Annotated in this window: 13 protein-coding genes; 9 read left to right on the top strand and 4 right to left on the bottom strand. The window is 60.6% G+C overall.

Features of this window, described 5'->3' with window-relative positions:
• Positions 1–41: 41 nt before the first annotated feature.
• The 3 genes from AC0ZWN_RS23410 to tldD are packed head-to-tail and all read left to right on the top strand — an operon-like array spanning position 42 to position 6,214.
• Entirely contained in the window at positions 42–3,848 is a 3,807-nt protein-coding gene (locus AC0ZWN_RS23410) for a YhdP family protein (RefSeq protein ID WP_476336719.1), read from the top strand.
• A 58-nt stretch (positions 3,849–3,906) separates the two neighbouring features.
• On the top strand, positions 3,907–4,767 hold the full coding sequence (locus AC0ZWN_RS23405; protein ID WP_476336717.1) for a carbon-nitrogen hydrolase family protein: 861 nt from the start codon (positions 3,907–3,909) through the stop codon (positions 4,765–4,767).
• A gap of 4 nt (positions 4,768–4,771) precedes the next feature.
• Positions 4,772–6,214: a metalloprotease TldD gene (tldD, locus tag AC0ZWN_RS23400; RefSeq protein ID WP_476336715.1), complete on the top strand. Its 1,443-nt coding sequence runs from the start codon at positions 4,772–4,774 to the stop codon at positions 6,212–6,214.
• 51 nt (positions 6,215–6,265) lie between these two features.
• On the opposite strand, the gene yjgA is transcribed toward tldD, so the two are convergent.
• Positions 6,266–6,790 (bottom strand): ribosome biogenesis factor YjgA, encoded by a 525-nt coding sequence (gene yjgA / locus AC0ZWN_RS23395; RefSeq protein ID WP_007915377.1) that lies wholly within the window; start codon positions 6,788–6,790, stop codon positions 6,266–6,268.
• Between the two features lie 108 nt (positions 6,791–6,898).
• Here yjgA and pmbA point away from each other — a divergent pair, with 108 nt between their 5' ends.
• From pmbA to AC0ZWN_RS23365, 6 genes are all read left to right on the top strand, one after another.
• Positions 6,899–8,245, top strand: a complete 1,347-nt coding sequence (gene pmbA / locus AC0ZWN_RS23390) for a metalloprotease PmbA (protein WP_476336712.1) — start codon at positions 6,899–6,901, stop codon at positions 8,243–8,245.
• Between the two features lie 252 nt (positions 8,246–8,497).
• Entirely contained in the window at positions 8,498–8,905 is a 408-nt protein-coding gene (locus AC0ZWN_RS23385; RefSeq protein WP_099758003.1) for a FagA protein, read from the top strand.
• Positions 8,886–10,262 (top strand): class II fumarate hydratase, encoded by a 1,377-nt coding sequence (locus tag AC0ZWN_RS23380; protein ID WP_476336710.1) that lies wholly within the window; start codon positions 8,886–8,888, stop codon positions 10,260–10,262. The genes AC0ZWN_RS23385 and AC0ZWN_RS23380 overlap by 20 nt, the downstream gene beginning before the upstream one ends.
• A 27-nt stretch (positions 10,263–10,289) precedes the next feature.
• The gene (locus tag AC0ZWN_RS23375; RefSeq protein ID WP_016984162.1) at positions 10,290–10,730 is read left to right on the top strand and encodes a hypothetical protein; all 441 of its coding nucleotides are present in this window, start codon (positions 10,290–10,292) and stop codon (positions 10,728–10,730) included.
• Between the two features lies 1 nt (position 10,731).
• Complete coding sequence (locus tag AC0ZWN_RS23370) at positions 10,732–11,343, top strand: superoxide dismutase (RefSeq protein ID WP_116254665.1); 612 nt, start codon at positions 10,732–10,734, stop codon at positions 11,341–11,343.
• Positions 11,344–11,373: 30 nt separating this feature from the next.
• Complete coding sequence (locus tag AC0ZWN_RS23365) at positions 11,374–12,267, top strand: ZIP family metal transporter (protein WP_194933406.1); 894 nt, start codon at positions 11,374–11,376, stop codon at positions 12,265–12,267.
• Between the two features lie 94 nt (positions 12,268–12,361).
• Here the strand turns inward: AC0ZWN_RS23365 and AC0ZWN_RS23360 are convergent, their stop codons facing one another.
• Genes AC0ZWN_RS23360 through ptsN form a run of 3 tightly spaced genes read right to left on the bottom strand, consistent with a single transcriptional unit; the run spans position 12,362 to position 13,977 of the window.
• Complete coding sequence (locus tag AC0ZWN_RS23360) at positions 12,362–12,637, bottom strand: HPr family phosphocarrier protein (protein ID WP_476336706.1); 276 nt, start codon at positions 12,635–12,637, stop codon at positions 12,362–12,364.
• A gap of 15 nt (positions 12,638–12,652) precedes the next feature.
• Complete coding sequence (gene rapZ, locus AC0ZWN_RS23355) at positions 12,653–13,510, bottom strand: RNase adapter RapZ (RefSeq protein ID WP_038357533.1); 858 nt, start codon at positions 13,508–13,510, stop codon at positions 12,653–12,655.
• Between the two features lie 2 nt (positions 13,511–13,512).
• Positions 13,513–13,977 (bottom strand): PTS IIA-like nitrogen regulatory protein PtsN, encoded by a 465-nt coding sequence (gene ptsN / locus AC0ZWN_RS23350; RefSeq protein WP_095049754.1) that lies wholly within the window; start codon positions 13,975–13,977, stop codon positions 13,513–13,515.
• Between the last annotated feature and the right edge of the window lie 11 nt (positions 13,978–13,988).

Raw genomic sequence — 13,988 nt, 5'->3', positions numbered from 1 at the left:
CTCAGCTTTTCGCAGTATTTTTGCCATGGGAGCCAACTGACATGGAGCGTCTGACACGCATTCTGGCCACACTCACCCGCTGGGGGCTGGGCCTGTGCGCGTTGGTTCTGGTGTTGATGGCGTTGTACGTCAGTCTCGGTCGTGAGCTGACCCCGCTGGTGGCCGAATATCGCGCCGACATCGAAGACAAGGCGAGTGCCGCCCTTGGCATGCCGTTGCAGATCGGCGAACTTGAAGGCAACTGGAGCGGTTTTGCGCCGATCCTGCTGGCCCATGATGTGATGGTCGGCGCTGGCGCCAATGCGTTGCGTCTGGATCGAGTGCGCGCGGTACCGGATCTTTGGGCCAGCTTGTTGGCGCGCGAAGTGCGCATTGCCCATCTTGAACTCAACGGCCTGAAAATCAGCCTCAAGGAGGCCGAGGACGGCAGTTGGGCGCTGGAAGGTCTGCCGGTGCAGAACGATCAGCCGCTCGACCCGCAGCAACTGTTCAATCGTTCGCAAATGATTCAGCAACTGTCGGTGCTCGACAGTCAGGTGACCCTGCAACCGCTGGATCACGCGCCGCTGACCCTCACCTATGTCGGCCTCAATCTGAAAACCGGCGCCAGCCGTCAACGGCTCGATGCGCGTTTGACCTTGCCGGATGGCCAGCCCGTTGCACTGAGCCTGCGCACGCGGATTCGCCCGGAGCAATGGCAGGACAGTGTGGTGGACGGTTATGCCAGCCTGCCGCAAAGCGACTGGTCGAAGTGGCTGCCAGAACGTCTGACCCAGCAGTGGAATTTTTCCGAAATCAAAGCCGGTGGCGAACTTTGGGTCAATTGGGCCAAGGGCACGCTGCAGAGTGCCGCGTTACGCTTGAATGCTCCGCAACTGACCGGCGCCTATGCCGATCGCAAGCCGATCCAGATCAATAATCTGGCGCTTAACGCCTACTACGAGAACAGTGATGAGGGTGCCACCATTACCCTTGATTCACTGGCGATGAGTTTTGGCGAAAACCGTTGGGAGTCTCATGTCCAACTGAAGCAGACGCGCGCGACCGACAAGGTGGACGAGCTCTGGCACTTGCAGGCGGATCGTCTCGATCTGACTCCGATCACTCCGTTGCTCAATGCGTTGGGGCCGTTGCCGCAAGGTTTCGCCACGGCCGTCGATCATCTGAAAGTCACCGGTGGCCTGCGTAACGTGTTGCTGGATTTTCGCCCCAATGCCACCGATGGCAACAAATTCAGTTTCGCCAGCAATCTGGACAATGTTGGTTTCGATGCCTATCACGGCGCTCCGGCAGCACGAAACGTCAGTGGTAGCCTCAGCGGCAACCTGGACGGTGGCGAGTTGCGCATGGACAGCAAGGATTTTGTCCTGCACCTCGACCCGATTTTCGCCAAGCCATGGCAGTACATTCAGGCCAATGCGCGGCTGACCTGGAAGCTCGACAAAGACGGCTTCACCCTGATCGCTCCGTACCTGAAGGTGCTTGGCGAGGAAGGCAAGATTGCCGGCGATTTCCTGATACGCCTGCATTTCGACCATAGCCAGGAAGACTACATGGACCTGCGGGTCGGTCTGGTCGATGGCGACGGTCGCTACACGGCCAAGTACCTGCCTCAAGTGCTCAGCCCGGCGCTCGACGAGTGGCTGCGTACGGCCATCCTCAAAGGTGCAGTCGATCAGGGCTTCTTCCAGTATCAGGGCTCGCTGAGCAAAAATGCCGGGGAGGCCGATCGCAGCATCAGTCTGTTCTTCAAAGTGCACGACGCTGAACTGGCGTTCCAGCCGGGCTGGCCGCACGTAAGCAAGGTCAGTGGCGATGTGTTTATCGAAGACAGTGGTGTGCGGATCGTGGCCGACAAGGGCCAGTTGCTTGACACTCAAGTCAGCGATGTCTTCGTCAATATTCCCCATGTGCCGGCCGGACAACGTACGCATATGTTCCTCGATGGCGCCTTTGCCGGTGGGTTGGGGGATGGCTTGAAGATTCTTCAGGAAGCGCCGATCGGCACCGGTGAGACCTTTGCCGGATGGGAAGGGGCGGGTGATCTGCAAGGCAAGCTCAAACTGGACATCCCGCTGGACAAGGGCGGCGACCTGCCGAAGATTCTGGTCGACTTCAAAACCGCCAATGCGCGCCTGAAACTCGCCGAGCCGAAGCTGGAGCTGACCCAACTCAAGGGTGATTTCCGCTTTGACAGCGCCAAAGGACTCAGTGGGCAGAACATCGCCGCGCGGGCGTTCGACAAACCGGTGACCGCGCAGATCTTCGCTGATGGCAGCCCCGGCAAGCTCAAGACCCGGGTTGCCGCATCCGGTCAGGTCGAAGTGAAGAAACTCACCGACTGGCTGGGCGTGACGCAACCATTGCCGGTTTCCGGGACCATTCCTTATCAGTTGCAATTGAATCTGGACGGCGCCGACAGCCAGTTGATGGTCAGTTCCAGCATGAAGGGTGTGGCGGTGGATCTGCCGGCACCGTTCGACATGGCGGCAGATGTCGGACGCGATACCGTGTTCCGCATGACTTTGCAGGGGCAGGAGCGGCGTTATTGGGTCAACTACGACCAACTGGCTAATTTCACCTTCGCGGCACCTCCAAGCAATTTTGCCGAGGGCCGTGGCGAATTGTTCCTCGGTGCCGGCGAAGCGGTGCTGCCGGGCGCCAAAGGCTTGCGGGTTCGCGGGGTGCTCTCGGAACTGGACGTCGCGCCGTGGCAGGATCTGGTGAACAAATACGCCGGGCAGGATCCGGGCGGCAGCGCCAAGCAATTGCTCAACAGTGCTGATTTCAAAGTCGGCAAGCTCAAGGCATTCGGGACCACGCTGGATCAGGCATCGGTGCAGGTCAATCGCAAACCGGGCGCATGGAATCTGGCTCTCGACAGCCAGCAGGCCAAGGGCTCGGCGAGCCTGCCGGACGCCAAGGGCGTGCCGATTGCGGTCAATCTGCAATACGTGAAACTGCCAGCACCAGACCCGACGGTGCAGGCTGACGAGAATTCGCCAGACCCTTTGGTTTCGGTGGATCCGACGAAGATTCCGGCGCTGGATATCACGATCAATCAACTGTTTCTCGGGCCGGATCTGGTCGGCGGCTGGTCGCTCAAAGTACGACCGACCGCGAAAGGCATCGCCCTGAACAACCTCGACATGGGCCTCAAAGGCATCTTGTTGCAGGGCAATGGCGGCTGGGAAGGTGCGCCGGGGGCGACCAATAGCTGGTTCAAGGGCCGGATTGGCGGCAAGAATCTCGCCGATGTCCTCAAGGGTTGGGGCTTTGCGCCGAGCGTGACCAGCGAAGAATTTCATATGGACGTCGATGGCCGTTGGCCGGGCTCGCCGGCCTGGCTGGCGACCAAGCGCTTCTCCGGCACCCTTGATGCGTCGTTGAACAAAGGTCAGTTTGTTGAAGTGGAGGGCGGCGCGCAGGCGTTGCGAGTGTTTGGCCTGCTTAACTTCAACTCCATCGGCCGGCGTCTGCGTCTGGACTTCTCCGATCTGTTCGGCAAAGGCTTGAGCTACGACCGGGTCAAAGGCCTGTTGGTGGCAAATAACGGTGTGTATGTCACCCGCGAACCGATTCGCCTGACCGGTCCTTCGAGCAACCTTGAGCTGGACGGTACGCTGGATCTGGTCGGTGATCAGGTGGACGCCAAGTTGCTGGTGACCTTGCCGGTGACCAACAACCTGCCGATTGCGGCGCTGATCGTCGGCGCACCGGCGGTCGGCGGCGCGTTGTTCCTGATCGACAAGCTGATCGGTGACCGCGTGGCGCGCTTTGCCAGTGTGAAATACACCGTCAAAGGCCCATGGAAAGAGCCGAAAATCACCTTCGACAAGCCTTTTTGAACAGCCAGCTACTGAACCGATGGAGTAGCATGGCCGCATATCTCTTGCGGAGTTCGCCATGTCTTTAGCGGTGATTCAAATGGTCAGCCAGAGCGATGTGCTGGCCAATCTGGCTCAGGCCCGGCGCCTGCTCGAACAGGCAGCGGCCGGTGGCGCGAAGCTGGCGGTGCTGCCGGAAAACTTCGCCGCCATGGGCCGTCGCGACATCGCTGATATCGGCCGCGCCGAAGCATTGGGCGAAGGGCCGATCCTGCCGTGGTTGAAACAGACCGCCCGCGACCTCAAGTTATGGATAGTGGCCGGTACTTTGCCGTTGCCGCCGCTGGATCAACCGACGGCCAAGGCCAATGCCTGCTCGCTGCTGGTCAATGACCAGGGCGAAATCGTTGCCCGCTATGACAAGTTGCATCTGTTCGACGTGGATGTGGCGGACAATCGCGGCCGTTATCGCGAATCCGATGACTATGCTTATGGCAGTGGCGTTGTCGTTGCCGATACGCCCGTGGGGCGAGTCGGTCTGACCGTGTGTTACGACTTGCGCTTTCCCGAGCTGTACAGCGAATTACGTGCCGCCGGTGCCGAGTTGATTACCGCACCGTCAGCCTTTACTGCGGTGACCGGCGCAGCGCATTGGGATGTGCTGATTCGCGCTCGCGCCATCGAGACACAGTGTTATGTGCTTGCCGCAGCACAAGGCGGAACCCATCCGGGACCGCGAGAAACGTTCGGCCATGCGGCAATCATCGACCCGTGGGGCCGGGTGCTGGCGAGTCAGGATCAAGGCGAAGCGGTGTTGTTGGCCGAGCGCGATAGCAATGAACAAGCGTCCATCAGGGCGCGAATGCCGGTGACGCGTCATCGGCGGTTTTTCTCGCAGGGCGCACAGCGGCCTGCCTCAGAACACGAATTTAAGGCGTAAACCTATGAGCGAGTTGTTGTCCTCAGTCAGTGATCACCTGTTGGCGCCCGGCGGCGTGACGATCGAGAGCCTGCAAGGCGTGCTCGGCGACCTGGCCGGCCCCGGCATCGACGCCGCCGACCTGTATTTCCAGGGCCAGATTTCCGAATCCTGGGCGCTGGAAGACGGCATCGTCAAGGAAGGCAGCTTCAACCTTGATCAGGGTGTCGGCGTGCGCGCGCAGTCCGGTGAGAAAACCGGTTTTGCCTACAGCAACGCGATCACCCTCGAAGCCCTCGGCGCAGCCGCCCGCGCGGCGCGGTCGATCTCCCGGGCCGGGCAGAACGGCACAGTCCAGGCGTTTACCACTCAAGATGTTGCACAGTTATACGCGCCGGATAACCCGCTGGAAGTGTTGAGCCGCGCCGAGAAAGTCGAGCTGCTCAAGCGCATCGATGTCGCCACCCGCGCACTTGACCCGCGTATCCAGCAGGTCAGCGTCAGCATGGCGGGTGTGTGGGAGCGGATTCTGGTGGCGTCCACCGACGGCGGTCTGGCCGCCGATGTGCGTCCACTGGTGCGTTTCAACGTCAGTGTGATTGTTGAACAGAATGGCCGACGCGAGCGTGGCGGACATGGCGGCGGCGGGCGTACCGATTACCGCTATTTCCTTGCCGAAGACCGCGCCATGGGCTATGCCCGTGAAGCGTTGCGCCAGGCGCTGGTGAATCTGGAAGCGATTCCGGCGCCGGCCGGTACGTTGCCGGTGGTGTTGGGTTCGGGCTGGTCCGGTGTGCTGTTGCACGAAGCCGTCGGCCACGGTCTCGAAGGCGACTTCAACCGCAAGGGCAGTTCGGCCTACAGCGGCCGCATGGGCGAAATGGTTGCCTCGAAACTTTGCACTATCGTCGATGACGGCACCTTGAGCGGCCGTCGCGGTTCGCTGAGCGTCGACGACGAGGGCACCCCGACCGAGTGCACCACGCTGATCGAAAACGGCGTACTCATGGGCTATATGCAAGACAAGCTCAACGCGCGGTTGATGGGCGTGGCCCGCACCGGTAACGGTCGTCGTGAATCCTATGCGCATCTGCCGATGCCACGCATGACCAACACTTACATGCTCGGTGGCGAAAGCGATCCGGCAGAAATCATCGCGTCGGTGAAGAAGGGCATCTACTGCGCCAACCTCGGCGGCGGTCAGGTCGATATCACCAGCGGCAAGTTCGTGTTCTCCACCAGCGAGGCGTACCTGATCGAAGACGGCAAGATCACTGCGCCGGTCAAAGGCGCGACGTTGATCGGCAACGGCCCCGAGGCGATGAGCCGGGTGTCGATGGTCGGTAACGATCTGGCGCTGGACAGCGGTGTGGGCACGTGCGGCAAGGATGGGCAATCGGTGCCGGTAGGCGTGGGCCAGCCGACGCTGAAAATCGATGCGATCACCGTGGGTGGCACGGGCGCATAAGAGGAGGTGGAGCTTCGGGTGGCGCGCAGGGCGACCACCCGGTGGCGAATATCAACGCAGACCGCGTTGAGTCTCGTCCAGCTCACGGATGTACTTGAAGATCTTGCGGCTGGAAGCAGGAGGTTTGTTTTGCGCAACCTCGTGCTGAGCCTGACGGATCAGGGAACGCAGTTGCTGGCGATCGGCGTCCGGATACTCGACGACGAATTTTTCCAGCACGGCATCGTCGCCCGCGATCAGGCGATCACGCCAGCGTTCGAGATTGTGGAAACGCTCGTTGTACTGGCGAGTGGAGGCATCAAGTTGATCGAGCAAGGTCAGAATCGCGTCAGTGTCCTGATCGCGCATCAGTTTGCCGATGAACTGCAAGTGCCGTTTACGCGCGATGTTCGCGGTGTGCTTGGGCGCATCGGCCAACGCCCGGCGCATAGCGTCGGTCAGCGGCAGTTTTGCGATCAAGTCTGGCTTGAGTGTTGTCAGGCGCTCGCCGAGGTCAACCAGAGCATGCAGCTCGCGTTTGACCTGAGATTTGCTTTTTTCTCCCGTATCGAGGGAGTCGTCGTAAGAATCAACCATGGTGGCAGTCCGCAAAGAAACGCCGCCATGATAACCAGTCGGGGGCCGCTTGTCCGGCCCGGTCGCTCGATGACCCCAGCCGAAAGCAGAATTTGAGTGGAGATGAGCATGAGTGCAGTTCAAAGCGTCGGCCCGCAGGCATTGCCGGCACTGCAGGAACAAGTCGAGCAGATCATCGCCGAAGCCAAGCTTCAGGGCGCCAGTGCCTGCGAAGTCGCGGTGTCGCTGGAGCAGGGACTGTCGACGTCGGTGCGCCAGCGCGAAGTCGAAACGGTCGAGTTCAACCGCGATCAGGGCTTTGGCATCACCCTGTATGTGGGCCAGCGCAAAGGCTCGGCCAGCACGTCGGCGACCGGTCCGGATGCGATTCGCGAGACCGTCGCGGCGGCACTGGCCATTGCTAAGCACACCTCCGAAGACGAGGCCTCGGGCCTGGCCGATGCGGCGTTGATGGCCAAGGAACAACACGATTTCGACCTGTTCCACGAGTGGGACATCACCCCGGAGCAGGCCATCGAGAAGGCGTTGCTCTGTGAAGCGGCGGCATTCGACGCCGATGCGCGGATCAAGAATGCCGACGGCACCACCCTCAGCACTCATCAGGGCTGCCGCGTGTACGGCAACAGCCATGGCTTCATCGGTGGCTACGCATCGACCCGACACAGCCTGAGTTGCGTGATGATCGCCGAGGCCAATGGCCAGATGCAGCGCGATTACTGGTATGACGTAAACCGTCAGGGCACTTTGCTCGCGGATCCGGTAAGCATCGGCCAGCGTGCTGCGCAACGGGCGGCGAGCCGTCTGGGCGCACGTCCGGTGCCGACTTGCGAAGTGCCGGTGCTGTTTTCCGCAGAACTGGCGGGTGGTCTGTTTGGCAGTTTCCTCTCGGCGGTGTCCGGTGGCAGCCTGTATCGCAAGTCGTCCTTCCTTGAAGGCACCCTGGGGCAGAAGCTGTTCCCGGAATGGCTGACCATCGATGAGCGTCCGCACCTGATGCGCGCGATGGGCAGTGCTTCTTACGACGGTGATGGTCTGGCGACGTATGCCAAACCGTTCGTCGAAAAGGGCGAGCTGGTGTCGTACATCCTCGGCACGTACTCCGGACGTAAATTGGGTATGCCGAGCACGGCCAACGCAGGCGGCGTACACAACCTGTTCGTCACCCATGGCGATGAAGACCAGGCTGCACTGTTGAAGCGCATGGGCCGTGGCTTGCTGGTCACCGAATTGATGGGCCATGGCTTGAACATGGTCACCGGCGACTATTCGCGCGGGGCGGCGGGTTTCTGGGTCGAGAACGGTGAAATTCAGTTCGCCGTGCAGGAAGTGACCATCGCCGGCAATATGCGCGACATGTTCAAGCAGATCGTCGCGGTCGGTAATGATCTGGAGCTGCGCAGCAACATTCGCACCGGTTCGGTGTTGATCGAGCGGATGACTGTCGCGGGCAGCTAAACCCCGGCCGTCAGACACAAAAGGCGCGCCACCTCATCGGGTGGCGCGCCTTTTTTTATTGGCTCCATACAAAACCAATGTGGGAGCGAGCCTGCTCGCGAAAGCGATTTCACGGCCGACCGCAGTGGTGACCGGCACGACGCCTTCGCGAGCAGGCTCGCTCCCACAATGAGATCTGCATGGTACGACGCTCTTGTTTTGGTTCTTATTATCATCTAATAATAAATCTCATTATCGGATGAGCCCCGGATCATGAGTTCTGCCTTGCACGAGCAGCCGTACCTCGAAAGCTGGCGCTGGATGAGTCGCCAGATCCGTTGCGCGATGGATCCCGACGAACCGCGCCTGATCGAACACTATCTGGCCGAGGGCCGGTATCTGGCCTGTTGTACGGCGACTTCTCCCTGGACCATCGCTGAAACCTCCTTCCATCTGCTGCTCGACACGGCCACCGATATCGCCTTGCCGTGGCACTGGCGCAGCTTCTGTCTCGATCAAGCCTGGCGTCCACTGCGTGAAATGGAGCGCCTGTCCCTGTGCAAATGCCGGCTCCAACGTTGGCAACGCTACACCTGGCAGCTCGCCACCTGCGAACTGCTGCCCTCGATTCCTCTTATTGAACTGGTGCAAGGATTTTCAGATGACCAAGACACGTATTGAGCGCGACAGCATGGGCGAACTGCAGGTGCCGGTGGACGCTCTCTACGGCGCGCAAACCCAGCGCGCGGTGGATAACTTCCCGATTAGCGGCAAACCGATGCCGACGCAATTCATCCGCGCGCTGATCATCGCCAAAGCCGCCGCCGCCCGCGCCAACGTTGAACTCAACCAGATCAGCGCCGCCCAGGGCAAAGCCATCAGCGACGCCGCGCAAGGCTTGCTCGAAGGCGACTTCATGCCGCATTTCCCGGTGGACATCTTCCAGACCGGTTCCGGCACCAGTTCCAACATGAACGCCAACGAAGTGATCGCCACCCTGGCCAGCCGTCTGCTCGGCGAGCCGGTCAACGCCAACGATCACGTCAACTGCGGCCAGAGCAGCAACGACATCATCCCGACCACCATCCACGTCAGTGCTGCGCTGGCCCTGCACGAACAACTGCTGCCGGCGCTGCTGCACTTGGTGCAAGTGGTCGAGCAAAAAGCCACTCACGTACATCGCCACGTCAAAACCGGCCGCACGCATTTGATGGACGCGATGCCGGTGCGCATGAGCCAGGTGCTGAACGGTTGGGCGCAGCAGCTCAAGGCCAACATCAGTCATCTGCAGGATTTGCTGCCAAGCCTGCAATCCCTAGCGCAGGGTGGCACGGCGGTCGGCACCGGGATCAACGCTCATCCTGAATTCGCCGCGCGTTTCAGCCGCCAGTTGAGTCAATTGACCGACGTGGAATTCACCCCGGGCAAGGATCTGTTCGCGCTGATCGGCTCGCAGGACACCGCCGTCGCCGTCTCCGGCCAGCTCAAGGCCACTGCGGTGTCGCTGATGAAAATCGCCAATGACCTGCGCTGGATGAACTCAGGCCCGCTTGCCGGCCTCGGTGAAATCGAACTCGAAGCCCTGCAACCGGGCTCGTCGATCATGCCGGGCAAAGTCAATCCGGTGATCCCGGAAGCCACCGCCATGGTTGCCGCGCAGGTGATCGGCAACGACTCGGTGATCACCATTGCCGGTCAGTCGGGCAATTTCGAACTGAACGTGATGCTGCCGATCATCGCGCAGAATCTGCTGAGCAGCATCGAGCTGCTGGCCAATTCCAGCCGCTTGCTCGGCGACAAAGCCATCGCCAGCTTCAAGGTGAACGAGTCGCGCCTTAAAGAAGCGTTGTCGCGCAACCCGATTCTGGTGACCGCGCTCAACCCGATCATCGGTTACCAGAAAGCCGCCGAAATCGCCAAGCAGGCCTACAAGGAAGGCCGTGCAGTGATCGACGTCGCCCTGGAACACACCGACCTGTCGCGCAGCCAACTGGAAGAGTTGCTCAACCCCGAGAAACTCACCGCCGGCGGCGTGTAAACCCCGCAACCGCTTTGGAGGCTCACCATGGAGCACTGGAAACGCACGATCGAAAGGGCCAATCGCTGCTTCATGCTCGGCGAACTGATCGACGCCCGTGAGGCTTACCTGCAAGCCCTGGCCCTGGCGCAAGTGTTGTTCGAACGCTGGGCGGATGCCGACGAAGCGGTGGCGGCTTGCGTCATCTCCCACCACAACCTGGCCGATCTGCACTTGCGCCTGAATCAGCCGGAGGAGAGCGCCGAATACCTCTGCGCCATCCATCAACGCTTGTTGCAGACCATGCAGGACGAACGTCAGCGCCTGGCCTTGCGTGAAGCGGCGCTGCGCCAGAGCAGCAAGACTTACGTCGAGCTGTTGAATTTCATCAGCGAGCACGGTGAATACCCGCGCACCCAACGCCTGCTGCATCCGGATACCGGCAATGCGCGCCGCGCACCTGCCCCCCATCACCATGGAGTCCATTGAAATGGCTTTTACCTTGCCTGCCTTGCCTTACGCCTACGACGCGCTCGAACCGCACATCGATGCGCAGACTATGGAGATCCACTACACCAAGCATCACCAGACCTACATCAACAATCTCAACGCCGCCGTAGAAGGCACTGAATACGCCGAATGGCCGGTAGAAAAACTGGTCGCCAGCGTCAAGGATCTACCGGAAAAACTCCGTGCGGCAGTGATCAATCAGGGCGGCGGTCACGCCAATCACTCGCTGTTCTGGGAAGTGATGGTGCCAAGCGGCGGCGGCAAACCGGACGGCGCGCTGGCCAAGGCCATCGATGAGCAATTGGGCGGTCTCGACAGCTTCAAGGAAGCCTTCACCAAAGCCGCACTGACCCGTTTCGGCAGTGGCTGGGCCTGGCTGAGCGTGACCCCGGAGAAAAAACTGCTGGTGGAAAGCAGCGGCAACCAGGACAGCCCCTTGATGAACGGCAACACGCCGATTCTCGGCCTCGATGTCTGGGAGCACGCCTACTACCTGCGGTATCAGAACCGTCGGCCGGAATACATCAACGCCTTTTATAACGTGATCAATTGGCCTGAAGTCGCTGCGCGTTATCAGGCTGCGCTGGTTTAAGTCTTCTATAAAAACAATCCAAGGCTGACTATGGGCACTGAAACACTGGCGATCGGAAGTGGGCGTATGTTTCGTTACGCAGTGGGATCGCTGTTGCTGTTGGCGGGCATGACTTTGCTGGTCGCCCACGGACTGGAATGGCTGAATCTGGAACCGAGGCTGTTGCGCGCGTTGCAGGGCGGTGCGATCTGCGCCCTCGGCACGGCGCTCGGGGCTGTGCCAGTGCTGGTGATCCGGCGGATGCCGCAGGCACTCAGTGATACCTTGCTGGGTTTTGGTGCCGGGGTGATGCTGGCGGCGACGGCGTTTTCGCTGATCGTGCCGGGCATTGCTGCCGCCGAAAGCCTCGGACTGACACCGTGGGGCGCCAGCGGCCTGATCTGCTTCGGCATCATGCTGGGTGCGTTCGGGCTGTATCTGGTCGATCGCAAGGTTTCCGGCGCGTCCCCGGAAATGCTCGTCGGCACCGTCGAGCATCCGGTGATTCCACCACGGATCTGGTTGTTCGTGTTCGCCATCATTGCCCATAACATCCCTGAAGGCATGGCCGTCGGCGTTTCTGCTGGCGGCGGCATGCCGGATGCGGACAGCCTGGCCATGGGTATCGCTTTGCAGGATGTCCCGGAAGGTCTGGTGATCGCGTTGGTGTTGGCCGGGGCGGGGATGTCGCGGGTCAGGGCGTTCCTGATCGGTGCGGCGTCAGGTCTGGTCGAACCGGTGTTTGCGTTGTTATGTGCGTGGCTGGTCAGTCTGGCGCAGGTGTTGTTGCCATTAGGACTAGCTCTGGCGGCGGGGGCGATGTTGCTGGTAGTGACCCATGAAGTGATTCCCGAGTCGCGACGCAATGGTCATGACAAACTGGCCAGTCTTGGCCTGTTGATCGGGTTTTGTCTGATGATGGTGATGGATACGGCGTTGGGTTGAAGCAGAGCAAAAGACCGCAGCCTGCGGCAGTTCCTGCTGGGAACGTTTTCCAATGCAGGAGCTGCCGCAGGCTGCGATCTTTTGACCTTGGCTGTCAGCCGCCTTCGTCGAAGTAGTTGTTGATCAACGCCACCAGCGCATCCAGCGCCTCCTGATCCTTTTCACCTTCGGTACTCAGATAGATCTTGGTGCCCTTGCCAGCCGCTAGCATCATCATCGCCATGATGCTTTTGCCATCGACCGTGTGGTCTTTATCGCGGCCCACTCTGATCGTGCAATCCGGATACTGCCCGGCCACCCCGACAAACTTGGCCGATGCGCGGGCATGCAGGCCCAGCTTGTTGATGATTTCGATTTCCAGAGCAGGCATCGCGGTGTGAATCCTTTAAGTGAGGTCGCGGTGGCGAACCTGGACGTTCTTCAGGGTTTTCTGCAGGGCCTGACCCAGACGTTCGGTCAGGTAGACGGAGCGGTGATGCCCGCCGGTGCAGCCAATGGCAATGGTGACGTAAGCGCGGTTGCTCGCGGCGAAGCGCGGCAGCCACTTGTGCAGGTAGGTGAAGATGTCCTGAAACATTTCTTCGACCTCCGGCTGTGCCGCCAGGTATTCAGCCACCGGCGCATCGAGACCCGATTGCGCGCGCAGTTCCGGCTTCCAGTACGGATTGGGCAGGCAGCGCACATCGAACACCAGATCCGCATCCACCGGCATGCCGCGCTTGAAGCCGAAGGACTCGACCAGAAATGCGGTCCCCGGCTCCGGCTGGTTCAGCAGACGCAGCTTGATGGAGTCGCGCAATTGGTACAGGTTCAGATTGGTGGTGTTGATCTTCAGGTCCGCGAGGTCGGCGATCGGGCCGAGCAGGGCGGTTTCATCCTGGATCGCCTCGGCCAGTGAGCGGTTGGCGTTGCTCAGCGGGTGACGACGGCGGGTTTCGGAGAAACGCTTGAGCAGGGTTTCTTCGTCGGCGTCCAGATACAGGACGTCGCACTGGATGTGTTTGGCCCGGACATCTTCAAGCAGTTCTGGAAAGCGTGTCAGGTGGCTCGGCAGGTTGCGCGCATCGATGGACACGGCTACCAGCGGCTGCGCCAGTTCCGTGTGAATCAGCGCGCGTTCGGCCAGTTCCGGCAGCAAGCCTGCAGGCAGGTTGTCGATGCAGTAATAGCCGTTGTCCTCAAGGACATCCAGAGCCGTACTTTTACCCGAGCCGGAACGGCCACTGACGATGATCAAGCGCATGATTAGTGCCCGTTCTGCTCGTCCAGGACAACCTGATACAACGCTTCATTGCTTGGAGCGCTGCGCAGTTTTTCACGCACTTCCTTGCGATCGAGCATGCTGGCGATCTGGCGCAGCAGCTCCAGGTGCGCATCGGTGGCAGCCTCCGGGACCAGCAAAACAAACAGCAGGTCAACCGGTGCGCCGTCAATGGCGTCGAAATCAATCGGAGCATCAAGGTGCATCAGCGCACTGATCGGTGCTGTGCAACCCTTGAGGCGGCAGTGAGGAATGGCGATGCCGTTGCCAAAACCGGTGGAGCCGAGTTTTTCACGGGCAATCAACGCCTCGAAGACATCTTGCATCTCCAGATCCGCCACTTCGCGGGCGATCAGGTTGGCAATTTGTTCGAGGGCTTTCTTTTTACTGCCGCCCGGCACGTTCACAAGGGAACGGCCGGGGGTCAGGATACTTTCAAGTCGGATCATGGAATGGGGGG

It is taken from the genome of Pseudomonas sp. 3B-A001-10F (assembly GCF_056313565.1).
The sequence above is the reverse complement of the archived record's forward strand: the minus strand, read 5'-3'. Positions and strand labels throughout refer to the sequence as shown.

What these genes read in the sequence shown, in the direction of transcription:
- AC0ZWN_RS23410 (WP_476336719.1), top strand. Translation starts at nt 42, where the DNA reads ATGGAGCGTCTGACACGCATTCTGGCCACACTCACCCGCTGGGGGCTG.
- AC0ZWN_RS23405 (WP_476336717.1), top strand. Translation starts at nt 3,907, where the DNA reads ATGTCTTTAGCGGTGATTCAAATGGTCAGCCAGAGCGATGTGCTGGCC.
- tldD (WP_476336715.1), top strand. Translation starts at nt 4,772, where the DNA reads ATGAGCGAGTTGTTGTCCTCAGTCAGTGATCACCTGTTGGCGCCCGGC.
- yjgA (WP_007915377.1), bottom strand. Translation starts at nt 6,790, where the DNA reads ATGGTTGATTCTTACGACGACTCCCTCGATACGGGAGAAAAAAGCAAA.
- pmbA (WP_476336712.1), top strand. Translation starts at nt 6,899, where the DNA reads ATGAGTGCAGTTCAAAGCGTCGGCCCGCAGGCATTGCCGGCACTGCAG.
- AC0ZWN_RS23385 (WP_099758003.1), top strand. Translation starts at nt 8,498, where the DNA reads ATGAGTTCTGCCTTGCACGAGCAGCCGTACCTCGAAAGCTGGCGCTGG.
- AC0ZWN_RS23380 (WP_476336710.1), top strand. Translation starts at nt 8,886, where the DNA reads ATGACCAAGACACGTATTGAGCGCGACAGCATGGGCGAACTGCAGGTG.
- AC0ZWN_RS23375 (WP_016984162.1), top strand. Translation starts at nt 10,290, where the DNA reads ATGGAGCACTGGAAACGCACGATCGAAAGGGCCAATCGCTGCTTCATG.
- AC0ZWN_RS23370 (WP_116254665.1), top strand. Translation starts at nt 10,732, where the DNA reads ATGGCTTTTACCTTGCCTGCCTTGCCTTACGCCTACGACGCGCTCGAA.
- AC0ZWN_RS23365 (WP_194933406.1), top strand. Translation starts at nt 11,374, where the DNA reads ATGGGCACTGAAACACTGGCGATCGGAAGTGGGCGTATGTTTCGTTAC.
- AC0ZWN_RS23360 (WP_476336706.1), bottom strand. Translation starts at nt 12,637, where the DNA reads ATGCCTGCTCTGGAAATCGAAATCATCAACAAGCTGGGCCTGCATGCC.
- rapZ (WP_038357533.1), bottom strand. Translation starts at nt 13,510, where the DNA reads ATGCGCTTGATCATCGTCAGTGGCCGTTCCGGCTCGGGTAAAAGTACG.
- ptsN (WP_095049754.1), bottom strand. Translation starts at nt 13,977, where the DNA reads ATGATCCGACTTGAAAGTATCCTGACCCCCGGCCGTTCCCTTGTGAAC.